The sequence below is a fragment of the Leclercia sp. LSNIH3 genome (genome assembly GCF_002935105.1).
GTDB lineage: Bacteria > Pseudomonadota > Gammaproteobacteria > Enterobacterales > Enterobacteriaceae > Enterobacter > Enterobacter adecarboxylatus.
On the sequence record NZ_CP026390.1, the window covers coordinates 40,298 to 53,606 of the forward strand.

The following is a 13,309-nucleotide window of genomic DNA, read 5'->3' on the forward strand; positions in this document are numbered from 1 at the left end:
TTCCTGGCCGCCCCCGGTTATGTCGGTTCTCTCGCCTGTTATTAATGTAGCGGGTAATGTCCCATTTCAAAAAGGGGAAAGGGAGAGGCATGCTGATGTCTAAAATCAGAATGCCCCCGGAGTTCTGTTTATGGATGAGAACCTACAGCTGCTTGTGTCCTGCCAGAATTTTCAGGCCAATGATACCCGCCAGAATCAGTCCGAAACAGGCAATGCGTAACAGGCCCTTATCTTCATTTAAGTAAATTATTCCGTACGCTGCTGTCCCTAAAGCACCAATCCCGACCCAGACCGCATAAGCGGTTCCTACAGGAATAGTCCGTGTTGCCAGGGACAAAAAGTACATGCTCACACCGATAAATGGGCACTGTTGCAAATAGTCGGTGGTGATAAACTTATCATCCCCTTTTGCTGATGGAGCTGCACATGAACCCATTCAAAGGCCGGCATTTTCAGCGTGACATCATTCTGTGGGCCGTACGCTGGTACTGCAAATACGGCATCAGTTACCGTGAGCTGCAGGAGATGCTGGCTGAACGCGGAGTGAATGTCGATCACTCCACGATTTACCGCTGGGTTCAGCGTTATGCGCCTGAAATGGAAAAACGGCTGCGCTGGTACTGGCGTAACCCTTCCGATCTTTGCCCGTGGCACATGGATGAAACCTACGTGAAGGTCAATGGCCGCTGGGCGTATCTGTACCGGGCCGTCGACAGCCGGGGCCGCACTGTCGATTTTTATCTCTCCTCCCGTCGTAACAGCAAAGCTGCATACCGGTTTCTGGGTAAAATCCTCAACAACGTGAAGAAGTGGCAGATCCCGCGATTCATCAACACGGATAAAGCGCCCGCCTATGGTCGCGCGCTTGCTCTGCTCAAACGCGAAGGCCGGTGCCCGTCTGACGTTGAACACCGACAGATTAAGTACCGGAACAACGTGATTGAATGCGATCATGGCAAACTGAAACGGATAATCGGCGCCACGCTGGGATTTAAATCCATGAAGACGGCTTACGCCACCATCAAAGGTATTGAGGTGATGCGTGCACTACGCAAAGGCCAGGCCTCAGCATTTTATTATGGTGATCCCCTGGGCGAAATGCGCCTGGTAAGCAGAGTTTTTGAAATGTAAGGCCTTTGAATAAGACAAAAGGCTGCCTCATCGCTAACTTTGCAACAGTGCCTGGCATCGGCCCGCGTTGGGTCAGGTGCCGACTTTGACCATCCCCACATCGCCAAGAGCATCAGTGGTGCAGTCCAGTAGTTGCCTATCACAAGGTTGAAGAACGATGCCAGCGGTTCCAGCGCTGCAGGTGTGCTCATGTTGATGGCTTGGAACAACGCGATGTTCAGACCACCCCAGTCGTAGAGAAAGAATTTCCAGCTCATTTGCGCAACAGCCTCAAGCCATTGCCAACGACGAGCAAGCTGGCCCCCATATCAGCAAACACCGCCATCCACATGGTCGCTTGACCCGTGAAGGTCAGCACCAGAAATACTGCCTTGATGCCAAGGGCCAGCACAATGTTTTGCATCAGCACCTGCGCCGTCGCACGCGACAGGCGCACGAAGGTCGGAATCTTGCGCAGGTTGTCGTCCATCAGGGCCACGTCGGCGGTCTCGATTGCGGTATCTGTGCCAGCCGCTCCCATTGCAAAGCCGATGTCCGCACGCGCCAAGGCCGGGGCATCGTTGATGCCATCACCGACCATGCCAACCTTGCCGCTTCGGGCCAGTTGCTCCACTTCGCGCAATTTGTCATCTGGGAGTAGGTTGCCTTGCGCACGGTCGATTCCGGCTTGTGCGGCAATGGCCTGTGCCGTATGGGGGTTGTCGCCGGTCAGCATCATGGTGTTGATGCCCAGTGCGTGCAGCTCGGCGATGGCGGTCCTGCTGCTGTCCTTGATGGTGTCCGCTACGGCGAATAAGGCATGTACCGCCTTTGCGCCTACCAACATCACGACGGTCTTGCCAGCGGTTTCCAGCGCAGCGATGCGCTGCTCCAGCTCTGGTGTGCACTGCCCCAGCTCTTCGAGCATCCGGTGGTTGCCCAGATGGTAGGTCGCACCGTTGATTTGGCCTTGCACACCCCGACCGGGCAGCGCGTTGAATTCGGCCACGTCGAGCAAGGCAACCCCGTCCGTCTGCGCGGCCTGTGCCACCGCCTTGGATACAGGATGGTCCGAGCGGGCCGCCAGACTGGCAGCGATGCTGCGGCTGTCCGAGGCGAGTGCATTGCCCCATGTGACAAAGTCGGTCTGTGCGGGCTTGCCGTGCGTGATCGTGCCGGTCTTGTCCAGAGCCAGCCAGCGCAGCTTGCGGCCTTCTTCCAGATAGACGCCACCTTTGATGAGAATGCCGTGGCGGGCGGCGGCGGCCAGGCCGCTGACGATGCTGACCGGTGTAGAGATCACCAGTGCGCACGGGCAGGCGACCACCAGCAGAACCAATGCACGGTAGATCCAGTCGAGCCATGCCGCACCCATGAACAGCGGCGGCAACAACGCGACGGCGATGGCAACGCCGAATACAACGGGGGTGTACCAGCGGGCGAACTGATCGACAAAACGCTGAGTCGGCGCACGACTACCTTGCGCAGCCTCTACCGCGTGAATGATCCGGGCCAAAGTGGAGTTGTTGGCCAAGGCGGTGACGCGGTACTCGAACGAGCCGGATTCGTTGATCGTGCCAGCGAACACCGAATCACCGGGGGATTTTTCGACCGGGAGGCTTTCACCCGTGATCGGGGCTTGGTTGACGGCAGAGCGGCCTTCCAGCACCTCACCATCAAGGGCGATGCGCTCACCTGGTTTGACCCGGACGCGGGCGCCGATGGTGATTTGCTTGGCGCCCACCTCGCGCCATGTGCCGTCAGCCTGCTGTACCGTGGCCTGTTCCGGGGTCAGGTCGAGCAGGCCACGGATAGCGTTACGAGCGCGATCCAGCGATTTGGCTTCGATTACCTCGGCCAGCGCGAACAGTACCATCACCATTGCCGCTTCGGGCCAGTGGCCGATCAACATGGCACCCGTGACCGCAATCGACATGAGGGCGTTCATGTTGAGATTACGGTTCTTGAGCGCAATCCACCCCTTCTTGTAGGTGGAGAGGCCACCCGTGAAGACCGCGACAAGCGCCAGAACGACAACCGACCAGTGATTGCCGTTGTGGAGCCAGTAGACCGCCTCGGCCGCCGATGCAGTGACCAAGGAGATGCCCAGCGGCCACCAGTTGGTCGGCGTGGTCACAGGGGCGGCGGATGGAGATGCGACCTCTGCCGTGTCCACGACCTGCGCCTCGAATCCAAGCGCTTGCAGTGCCACGAGCACGTCTGGCAGAACCTGGTTCGCATGGCGTACCGACAGCGTGCGCTGCATCAGGTTGAAATCGAGATCAGCAACACCGGCCACGGTGCCGAGCTTGTTGCGGATCAACGTCTCTTCGGTCGGGCAATCCATCTTGGCAATGGACAGCTTGGTCGTCTGCTCGGCCGACGCCTGATCCATGCGCACAGCTTGCATGCCGATGGCCTTCAGCGCCTGCTCGACGGGAGACAACGAAGGCAATTCGTGTCGCACGGCCAAGGTACGTTGCATCAGGTTGAATTCAAGACCCGCCACCCCCGCCAGACCGGCCAGTTTGCTTCGGATCAGCGCCTCTTCGGTCGGGCAATCCATGTTCTCGATGCGGTACACCGCTTGAGCCGATCCGGTTGCCAGCGGGGCCGGTGCCGTGGGTTGGATGATCGGCTCAGTCGTGCAGCCACACCCCTTTGAAGCGCATTCGCTCATGAGTAACTCCTGAAAATCTTCTATTCAGCCTCCATTAAAATCTCTATAGTCACTATAGAGTCAAGTGATAATTGGAGATTGATGCATGGAAATCAGAATTGGCGACCTCGCCAAGCGCTCTGGGTGCGAGGTCGTGACCATCCGCTACTACGAGAAGGAAGGGCTACTGCCGAAGCCAGCGCGAAGCGGTGGCAACTTCCGGCTGTACGGTGAGGCGCACATTGAGCGCTTGCAATTCATCCGTCATTGCCGTTCGCTCGACATGACGTTGAGCGAGATTCGCGCATTGCTGGGTCTGCGAGACAACCCGATGCAGGACTGTGGGGAGGTCAACACGCTGCTGGAGGCCCATATTCAACAGGTGGAAATGCGTGTGTCCGCGCTGTTGCAGTTAAAACGGCACTTGGTTGATTTGCGCGAGAAGTGTTCTGGCTCTCGATCTGTAGAGGCGTGCGGCATTTTGCAAGGGTTGGGCAATTGCAATTGCCATGGTGAAAGTGCCACGAACAGTCAAACATCTGGGTAAGTAAGGGCTTAGCGTGCTTTATTTTCCGTTTTCTGAGGCGACCCCTATCTTGCCTTACCATCCTCGTTTTCAAAGGCGACAAACTCTTTAAAACAACCTTCATGCCGCATATGCAAACGTTCACAGAGTTTTTGAGAGGCCAGATTGTAAACTTCTACCCAGGCATACAAACGCCTGGCATCTTTTACTTTAAATAAATAATCAAATAGTGCAGCAACTGACTCGCTCGCATATCCCTGACGTTCATAACGTTGATTAAAATGCCAGCCCACTGACCATGTATTGCTGTCTGGCTCGTCGCTATTGTCCGCAAAAAAATGTCCGATTAACGTATCAGTTTCTTTTAGACAAACGGCAAACTGCGCTGGGTCCGTGGCTCGTTTAGCCACGTCGCTCTCCGCCTCGGCTAGCGAATGTAACTTTTCATCATTAAAGCAAGGAGCACGTGGTGAAGAGAGGTAATCGAAAAGTGCTGCCGCATCCTCTGCCTTAAAAGGGCGAATGATTAACCTTTGAGTGACAATGATGTTCATAATGTCCTTGATAATGTTATGCCAGCCAGTTCAGCAAGAAACCTGCTTTAAACTGGCCGGGACACAGGGCAGAGATTAGCCGTTCCGGCTATTCCCAGGTCTGCCTTTTCGCATGCCAGTAAATCGGGTGATCGCCACGAAAAATACCGGAACAAAGAAAATGGCCAGTAGCGTTCCGCTAATCATCCCGCCGAATACACCGGTGCCAATCGCATGCTGCGTGCTGTCGCTGGCTCCACTGGCGAGCATCAGCGGAACAACACCTAATGTGAAAGCCAGAGAAGTCATGAGTATTGGCCGCAAGCGCTGCTTTGCTGCCATCAATGTCGCATCAATAAGGCTCTTTCCTTCATTCATCAATTGTCTCGCGAACTCGATAATCAAAATCGCATTCTTGGCGGAAAGTCCAATCAGGGTTATCAGGCTCACTTTGAAAAAGACGTCATTCGTCATATTCGTAACGGATACGGCGAGCACAGCGCCAAGCAGCCCCAGAGGAACAACGAGTATGACCGCGAAGGGAACGGACCAGCTTTCGTAAAGCGCAGCCAGCACCATGAATACCACCAGTACCGAGAGCACAATAAGACCCGGAAGCTGTGATGCGGACTCCCTTTCCTGTAACGAACTTCCCGCCCACTCACCGGCGAACCCCGGTGGTAAGTGCTTAGCCAGCTTGTCCATTGCCGCCATTGCGGTACCCGACGATTTTCCCTGTGCGGCACTCCCGGTAATGCGTATGGCAGGATACCGGTAAAATCTTTATCAATACTCTGCACCACGCCCTTGACCTCAACCTTTCGGCCACCAATCTTGTCATCCGCTGCAACTTCGTTTTCATCGTAGAATGCGGTTAAAGCTTTAGCCGTAGTTCTTTAAACACTACCATCAGAGTCATCACTACCGGCGTTAGCCTTAACGGATTGCTTCGGACCATTTAAGGCTGCGGTAAACTAAGAAATGACGCTCTTATTTCTGTATAACTGACGAACTCAGTGCAGGAATGAGGTTCGGTTTTGTCTTTAGCGACAACTTTACCTTTTTCATGAATCATCATGCCTGCATCCGTACCGAGGATAATGGTGTCATGAATAATTGAATATGCAGGGGTTCCTTTCTCCATGCCCTGTGTGGCTTGCGCTAATACTCCTTTGGTTGATTGTTCACTCGGTTCTTTGGCGTTGATTTCACCTTTTATCGCCAGCTCACAGGTTGTAATGAATCGCGTTCGGATATAGGCTGCGGCGGAGTTATTATAGTGCTGCAGATTCCAGGTGCTACGGGATGCTTGTTGGCCAGCAATCACAGAAAAAGAGAAAACGATGAAGGACAGCGCTAACGTTTTTTTCATTTCCATTCTAGAGAAAAATAAAAATAAAAATAAAAATAAAAACAAAAACAGGCGGCTTAAGAGGCGAGTTAACTCACGGTGGCTTTGGCGTTTATTGGATGCGGGTTTAAAGGTTCATTACTCGGTCAGACTTTGCCGTCGCACCAGAGAGTAGAATATGCTCCCTTGTATTCAGGTCGATACCGATAATTGACGGTGAAAATTCTCCCGTTGTGTCGTACTGAAGACCATAGTATCGGTTCGGTGTATCAGTTTCACTATCAACTCGTGATTTTACGTTGATAAACACTACGTGGATAGAAGGCAGATCCTTTTCACTTGCTGCTATTCTGATAGCTTCTATATGGGCGATATTCCGTTTAAACGTATCCTGTAACTTAAGCCGCCGTTTATCCGGAAATTTAGCCCATATTGAGTCGTTAATATCACCTTTAAGCGTCCCAGCGTAGTTTCTTTTTTCTAATAAATAAATGCCGTGGGCATAAATAGCACATGAAAAACATGAGTGGTTTGCCTGCTTTTATGGGTAATGTCAGGTCACGTAGCAGAATGACACTATCTCCCTTCAGTAACGTACTAGGTATTTGACTTTTTTGCAACCGTCTAATTGTTGGATATCAAGGTCAGAATACAAAGAATATTAGCTGTCGGCAGGAAAATGACAGTGACGCCAGCGATGTTGGCTATTTCGAAATCCATTTATCATCCCAGATGGTGGATGCTTGTGGATTACAATCTACTGCCCAGTTTTTCTGCATCTTATTTTAGCACATCTGTAGCTGAAATTACAGACTTGTTATACGCCTTTCAGGTTATACGCCTTTCAGAGCGCCCGGTAATTGCAGATCTCTCTACCTTCAGCGGCTATGTTACCAAGGCTTCTGAATTTCTCATCCTGATGTGCTTCGTAGCGCCTGATTTACAAGTTTCTCATGTTCTCCTCCTGTATCCGAATAGTCTACACAAAGGATTTAATCCACTATACCAGACAGGGGAAGATTTTAGACAACACCCATACGTGTTTTGCCAGAATGCACAAAATAGTTTTAAGGTGTTTAAGCGCAGCGCCGATGCTTGATAGGCAGTGATAGGGATTGAGAATGTGGAATGGACGAATAATGGCATGAAAAAAAGTTACTTTTTACGTACCCTGTATATCCGTGAAAGTTTGATTAATACTTGTAACACTTTTACTCAAAAAGTTGAACACGGTCGATTTTTCCATGTTTAACTTTTTATAAAAAAGTTGAACATCAGAGTTCACTCCATGTTTAACTTATTCATGAAAAGTTAAACATAAGGCAGCATTACCATGTGCGACTTTTATCGAAGAAGTTGCACATAAGCAGTAGACTGAGTACAGGATTTTGTTAAGTGAAGACCACTTCTGGTAAAAAAGTGTTACATGCATTAGCATTGTTCATAATCAGCTGATCTGACTAATTGACTAAAAGTGTTACAGGACAGGGGGTTCAGAAAAGTTAATTTAAACCTGATCTTCTGAGGCTTCAGATTATGTTTTTTCTCTTAAGGGGGGCAGATTTTTACTGCCTTGCATTTACAAGGCCTAAAGGAGGGGATGTACAAGATGCTTGCTGATACACAAGACGCCTTATCCCACTCCCCTCCCGGGTTTTACAGTGTGAAATGCCTATAATTCGGGATTTCATCACCTGACAGAATCCCTGCATTGCTAGGTTTAGTTGATTAAAAATGTCCATATCTCAGTACTGATATTGTTTCAACTTATTGGTGAATGTGAGTTTTTTCTTAAAGGGTAGCGTATTACCGCCAAAAATATGTGTTATTATCTGGCGTTAATTCTAAGTTTATTTTTAAGTGAGTTCACATGTCTGAAGTGCTCAAATCATTAAACAATATCCGTACTCTTCGCGCTCAGGGCCGTGAGCTTCCTTTAGAAATTCTCGAAGAAATCCTTGAAAAGTTAGAAGTAGTTGTCTCTGAACGTCGTGAGGAAGAATCATCCAAAGCAGCTTCCCTGCAAGCTCGTCAGGAAAAATTTGAAGCCCTGCGTAAATTAATGGAAGAAGATGGTATTAACCCTGAAGAGCTAATGGGCGCATTCTCTTCAAAATCTTCCTCACCGAAGAAATTCCGTGAGCCTCGCCCTACCAAATATACATTTACTGATGAAAATGGTGAGACCAAAACATGGACGGGTCAGGGACGCACTCCTAAAGATCTAACTGAGCAACTTTCAGCAGGTAAAACTCTGGATGATTTCTGATCTAAGTCAGATTTAATGAAAGTGTACGCAATATTCAACCCATTAAAAGTGGCCGTAATCTGGCCTTTTTTGATACTGTCTTTTTATGAGTTTAATATTTCCTATTTATGATAAAGGTTATTGGTTGTTTGAAGGCCTCAAGATTTTCGGTTATTTTTTTAGCATTCATTTAACTATTAAATTTCCCTCACAATGTTATGCTTAAATGAAATTACTATATTATGACGGATGGCCGTTATTTGCATTGGATTCGATGCATAACAATACATGCAATAAAAACCTTTTAAAATTAAGCTTTAATCCATCCTGTTTTTTGGAACAGGAGGTTGCATTTCTCTGTGCTATATAGGTTAGGCAGATATTATGGGGCGCGCCATCTGTTTGTTGATTCGACTTAATGGTATGTGAACTAAGTGGTGACTTATACTACAAATATGTTGCGGATATACAGCCCAGTGAAGTTATAGTTCGGCCATGTTTAAATACAAAATTCGCTTTGCGCTATAGCAGATAAGAATCTGGTCTATAACACATCATGTTTACCATTAAGACGGGATGCTGACGCCCAGCTTATGTATTTTCGAACGGTATGACTTTAGGCTCATCCATCGATGGTAATACCAGGAATGCGAATCTCGTTAATAAAATCCGGATCTATTTCCTCCCACAATTGGCCAACATGGACCGCTACTGGATTTTCCATGGCGCTTACCTTTATCCTTAATTAGCTTAATTTTCTCAAGTGACCCACCCGTTCGGATTGAAAGGATTTCATCCTTAACACCTTAATCTTTGAGCTCACATATGATAGGACGGTATTTGAGTGGTACAGGTTTTGCCTTTATCACAGTGATTCCTTATCAGTCATCCATTGCTAACGGTCGAGGTCCGCATGAAGACGAGACTTCCGGCGCTGTAAATCAGCTCTCTGCGCTCAGGAAAAGACATAGCCGCTATGTAGGGGAAAGCGCCATTGTTCACATATTGTAAACGGGTATGGGCGGTGCTATCATGTTCACATAATGTAAACGGATGGAACGACCGCAAGATGCACGTAATTTCAAAAGAGCCTTTTGAGGAAGCGGCAAAGCAATATCCCAACGATTCGTTAGCCGTTCGGGCGCTGTACCGCTTAGTCCGCGAGACGGACTTTTCTTCTCCAGCTGAGATGCGAACGCTGATACCGAGCCTGGACAATTTTAAGTATCGTAATAAGTGGTGGGTGTTGGATGTAGGGGGCAACAACTTGAGGGTTATCGCCTATATCAATTTCGTGAATAAACGCTTCTATGTGAAGCACATCGCCACCCACGCTGATTACGACAAGTTGACCCGCTATTACAGGGAGAACAAAGAATGATTACCGACACTGCAAAAGCCATTGAAGCAACCAAACAACTCGTAGCTGCTGTTCCCTTCCTGGGGGGCAGTTCGTCCGAGAGCGATTACCGCGAAGCGATAGAGTTGGTGGACTATCTGATCGAAAACGACGACGAGAACCCGCTTATTGACTTCCTGGCGAGTAAAATTGCTGACTATGAGGATAACAGCCCTCGTTTCGCTGAATTCAACAAGGCTATCGCTGAAATGCCAGTCGGCGTTGCCCTTCTGCGCACCCTGATTGACCAGTACAGGCTGTCTTATTCTGACCTTAAGGAGGAGATCGGCTCTAAATCGCTGGTTAGCCAGATTCTCTCTGGTCAGCGGTCACTGACAATCATGCACATTAAGGCGCTGTCTGCTCGTTTTGGTGTCAAACCAGAGTGGTTCCTTTGACTGTCACGTAGTCCATAAACATTTTCTCTGCTGCTCTGGTGATTTTCCTGCAATCGCCAGAGCGTCAATAAACGGCTGCTTTTCCAACGCGAACTGATCAGCCAACTGCTCCAGTCCCTTGTTTTTCTCTTCCTCTTTCTGTAACGCTGCCTCTTTCTTGGCGGCATGAATCGCCACGGATAATCTAGACACTTCCTAGCCGTTGATAATACTGGTTTTCATATTCTGTCGGTGACATCTGATCGCTGGAACCATGCCGACGCTTACTGTTATAAAACATTTCGATGTAATCAAAAATATCACTGCGGGCTTCTTCCCGCGTTCCGTAGCTCTTTTTCTTTATCCGTTCGCGTTTCAACAACTGGAAAAAGCTTTCTGCAACCGCATTATCATGGCAGTTACCGTGACGGCTCATGCTGCCCTCCAGGCCGTGTGATTTCAGGAACGACTGCCACTCATGGCTTGTGTACTGACTGCCCTGATCCGAATGAACCAGCACCTGTTTTTGGGGATTACGGCGCCATACAGCCATCAGCAGTGCGTTCAGGACAATGTCCTTTGTCATCCGGGATTGCATGGACCAGCCGATAATTTTGCGTGAGAACAGATCAACAACCACGGCAAGATACAGCCAGCCTTCGTGGGTCCTGATGTAGGTTATGTCTGTTGTGGTCAACTAAAACTGGCCACCGCGTTAGAGTTTTTCCAGTATCGGTTTTCTGATTCGTTTGGTGGTAACCCACCATTATATTCGTGCGGTCTTAGTGCGCTGTAATATCCAACGATATAGTCCGTTATTGCGTGAGCTGCATCGCTGAAGCTTACATAGCCCGTCGCTGGCACCCATTCGTTCTTCAGACTCCTGAAGAAGCGCTCCATTGGGCTGTTATCCCAGCAGTTTCCACGCCGACTCATACTCTGCCTGATCCGGTATCGCCACAGTAACTGCCGGAACTGCCTGCTCGTATAATGACTGCCTTGATCGCTGTGGAACATCACCCCGACGGGCTTACCACGGGTTTCCCATGCCATTTCCAGTGCTTTCATGGTAAGCCTGCTGTCCGGCGAGAACGACATGGCCCAGCCCACTGGTTTTCTTGCGAACAGGTCGAGAACAACGGCGAGGTACGCCCAGCGCTTACCCGTCCAGAGTAGAGTAAGAGGCAGGGCGTAGTCGGACTATTTCCCTGCCTCTCCTCCCCGAACCGGACGTGCACCTTTCAGCGCATCCGGCTCTCCATTTAAATGCTGGCGAACGCCATTGCCACTTCTGTAAAGCGCGATGTATACGTGTTTCTGGTCTCCGTCCTCAGATAGGGATTACCTTCGGGTAGCCGCCAGCGGAACAGCTTCTTGCCTTGCCCCACCAACCGGTACAGTATTTCGCCGCTGAGCTTGCCGTGATTGGTTTTACCAAATAAAACCCACGTTTTGCTCTGACCCGGTTTCGGTGATTTACACCACCACCTCATCAGGGAAGCGATACCTGTACGGTATTTGCGGGCCAGCCAGTGAGCCAGCTTCCAGAACACGACACGGTCGATATAACTGAAGACTTTGGCCTTAAAATCAACGAACTGATAGAACATGGCCCAGCCTTTCAGTTTTCGGTTGAGTTGTTCAGCCATATCGACTTTGCTTTCACTGTAGTTGCCTGATAACAGTGCTGTCAGCGATGCGGCGAAGTTTCTGGCTTTCTCCTGCGGGATCGTTGAGACCACTCGCATCTCGCCATAACGACTGCGTTTGCGAATGATCCTGTGCCCCAGAAAGATAAAGCCGTCATTAACATGGGTGATTTTAGTCTTATCCATGTTCAGCCTGAGTTTCAGACTGCCTTCGAGCACACCCCGACACTCCTCCCTGATGGCTTCCGCCTGTGCTTTGGTGCCTTTGACGATGAGGACAAAATCATCGGCATAGCGGCAGTACGCCACCGCGGGTTTCCACTGCCAGTTTTCTCTGACCGCCGTACTTCGGCCCCGTTGGATACTGTTATTCCAGTACCACCGATCTTTTCTGGCTTTCCCGCTCAGGTAGCGCTCATGCAGGTATTGATCGAACTCATTCAGCATGATGTTCGATAATAGCGGCGATATAACACCGCCCTGTGGTACACCTTCACTGGCCGCCCGAAAGAGACCGACATCGATATGTCCCGCCTTGATGGTTTTCCACAGCAGAGTCATGAAACGTGCGTCACTGATCCTGCGGCGTACAGCCTTCATCAGCAGTCGATGATGTACGGTGTCGAAGTAACTGGACAGGTCGCCTTCAATCACCCAGCGTCCCCGGGTTTCACCACAGTCTGTGAGCTGTAATTTCACCGTGCGGATCGCGTGGTGGACACTGCGCTCAGGCCGGAAGCCATATGAGAGCGTATGAAAATCACTCTCCCATATCGGCTCCATCGCCATCAGCATGGCCCGCTGAACAATACGATCCCGCAACGCGGGGATACCCAGTGGTCGCAGTTTGCCGTTGCTTTTAGGGATGTAAACCCGTCTGGCGGGCAAGGGCTGGTAGTGGCCTGAGAGTAATTCATCCCTGAGGATTTGCAGCTCAACAGCCAGTCTGGCCTGTAGCATTGTTTTGTTCACGCCATCAACGCCGGGGGTATGGGCCCCCTTTGATGAAAGCGTGATCCGCGCCGCTTCAGCCAGCCATTCTGGTTGTGTTATCAGACGCAGCAGCCGTTGAATCCGTAGGGACGGATCGGTGGCTGCCCATGTGGCAAGCTTGCGTTGCATTTCGCTGATTATCAAAGGTCTTCACCTCGTTAGGTCAGTTAATTCACGTCGCAAACACATTCAAACTGCTTCCCTTCGCCATGTAATGGGCTTTCCCCATCGCGGACTACTACGGAAGCTCCGCCAGCCAGCGCGTCATCGGAGCCATGCCCCCTTAACATCCGTCGCTGACCTTCCCCGGTTTACCTGCCTGGACTCAGGCATACTGAGGAGGCTGCCCGTCGCACTCTTTATCCTTGCTTGCCGCAAGTTGGCAGAAGTCAGCAACGCAAGCGTGATAGACGCTGCTGCCCCGGTGTTTCGCATACATGTCAAAACACCTTCGACCGGCAGTG

12 protein-coding genes and 4 pseudogenes are annotated in these 13,309 nt (G+C 50.3%); 6 read left to right on the plus strand and 10 right to left on the minus strand.

The window, feature by feature from the left end; translation table 11 throughout:
• Positions 1-142 precede the first annotated feature (142 nt).
• Positions 143-436, minus strand: coding sequence for a DMT family transporter (locus tag C3F35_RS23865; RefSeq protein WP_233759495.1), 294 nt, complete (start codon positions 434-436; stop codon positions 143-145).
• Here C3F35_RS23865 and C3F35_RS23870 point away from each other — a divergent pair.
• Positions 427-1,131: an IS6-like element IS26 family transposase gene (locus C3F35_RS23870; RefSeq protein WP_001067855.1), complete on the plus strand. Its 705-nt coding sequence runs from the start codon at positions 427-429 to the stop codon at positions 1,129-1,131. The genes C3F35_RS23865 and C3F35_RS23870 overlap by 10 nt on opposite strands.
• 53 nt (positions 1,132-1,184) lie before the next feature.
• Here C3F35_RS23870 and C3F35_RS27145 read toward each other — a convergent pair.
• Together C3F35_RS27145 and C3F35_RS23880 are read right to left on the minus strand one after the other, a co-directional pair.
• Positions 1,185-1,388 (minus strand): annotated as a pseudogene (locus C3F35_RS27145) (hypothetical protein); the annotation flags it as partial.
• Positions 1,385-3,790: a heavy metal translocating P-type ATPase gene (locus C3F35_RS23880; RefSeq protein WP_034375348.1), complete on the minus strand. Its 2,406-nt coding sequence runs from the start codon at positions 3,788-3,790 to the stop codon at positions 1,385-1,387. The pseudogene C3F35_RS27145 and the gene C3F35_RS23880, both read right to left, overlap by 4 nt.
• Positions 3,791-3,875: 85 nt before the next feature.
• On the opposite strand from C3F35_RS23880, the gene cadR reads away from it, so the two are divergent.
• Positions 3,876-4,316, plus strand: a complete 441-nt coding sequence (cadR, locus tag C3F35_RS23885) for a Cd(II)/Pb(II)-responsive transcriptional regulator (protein WP_003804130.1) — start codon at positions 3,876-3,878, stop codon at positions 4,314-4,316.
• Between the two features lie 44 nt (positions 4,317-4,360).
• Here the strand turns inward: cadR and C3F35_RS23890 are convergent, their stop codons facing one another.
• The 3 genes and pseudogenes from C3F35_RS23890 to C3F35_RS23900 all read right to left on the minus strand — a co-directional run bounded on the left by C3F35_RS23890 (position 4,361) and on the right by C3F35_RS23900 (position 6,200).
• On the minus strand, positions 4,361-4,849 hold the full coding sequence (locus C3F35_RS23890; protein ID WP_103793613.1) for a GNAT family N-acetyltransferase: 489 nt from the start codon (positions 4,847-4,849) through the stop codon (positions 4,361-4,363).
• Positions 4,850-4,924: 75 nt separating this feature from the next.
• Positions 4,925-5,611: pseudogene (locus C3F35_RS23895) on the minus strand (efflux RND transporter permease subunit); the annotation flags it as partial.
• A gap of 175 nt (positions 5,612-5,786) precedes the next feature.
• Positions 5,787-6,200: a hypothetical protein gene (locus tag C3F35_RS23900; RefSeq protein WP_103181181.1), complete on the minus strand. Its 414-nt coding sequence runs from the start codon at positions 6,198-6,200 to the stop codon at positions 5,787-5,789.
• Positions 6,201-6,864: 664 nt separating this feature from the next.
• Here C3F35_RS23900 and C3F35_RS23905 point away from each other — a divergent pair.
• From C3F35_RS23905 to C3F35_RS23920, 4 genes are all read left to right on the plus strand, one after another.
• The gene (locus C3F35_RS23905) at positions 6,865-7,278 is read left to right on the plus strand and encodes a hypothetical protein (RefSeq protein ID WP_130588776.1); all 414 of its coding nucleotides are present in this window, start codon (positions 6,865-6,867) and stop codon (positions 7,276-7,278) included.
• A 771-nt stretch (positions 7,279-8,049) separates the two neighbouring features.
• On the plus strand, positions 8,050-8,448 hold the full coding sequence (locus C3F35_RS23910; protein WP_103181183.1) for an H-NS family histone-like protein: 399 nt from the start codon (positions 8,050-8,052) through the stop codon (positions 8,446-8,448).
• 1,048 nt (positions 8,449-9,496) lie between these two features.
• Positions 9,497-9,808, plus strand: a complete 312-nt coding sequence (locus C3F35_RS23915) for a type II toxin-antitoxin system HigB family toxin (protein ID WP_045898923.1) — start codon at positions 9,497-9,499, stop codon at positions 9,806-9,808.
• The gene (locus C3F35_RS23920) at positions 9,805-10,224 is read left to right on the plus strand and encodes a helix-turn-helix domain-containing protein (protein WP_103181184.1); all 420 of its coding nucleotides are present in this window, start codon (positions 9,805-9,807) and stop codon (positions 10,222-10,224) included. The genes C3F35_RS23915 and C3F35_RS23920 overlap by 4 nt, the downstream gene beginning before the upstream one ends.
• 3 nt (positions 10,225-10,227) lie before the next feature.
• On the opposite strand, the gene C3F35_RS23925 is transcribed toward C3F35_RS23920, so the two are convergent.
• The 4 genes and pseudogenes from C3F35_RS23925 to ltrA form a co-directional block, all read right to left on the minus strand.
• Entirely contained in the window at positions 10,228-10,401 is a 174-nt protein-coding gene (locus C3F35_RS23925; RefSeq protein WP_223610755.1) for a hypothetical protein, read from the minus strand.
• Between the two features lie 7 nt (positions 10,402-10,408).
• Positions 10,409-10,891, minus strand: a pseudogene (locus C3F35_RS23930) (IS3 family transposase); the annotation flags it as partial.
• Between the two features lie 5 nt (positions 10,892-10,896).
• Positions 10,897-11,385, minus strand: a pseudogene (locus tag C3F35_RS23935) (IS3 family transposase); the annotation flags it as partial.
• An 80-nt stretch (positions 11,386-11,465) separates the two neighbouring features.
• Positions 11,466-12,974, minus strand: coding sequence for a group II intron reverse transcriptase/maturase (ltrA, locus tag C3F35_RS23940; protein ID WP_001189111.1), 1,509 nt, complete (start codon positions 12,972-12,974; stop codon positions 11,466-11,468).
• Positions 12,975-13,309: the final 335 nt, after the last annotated feature.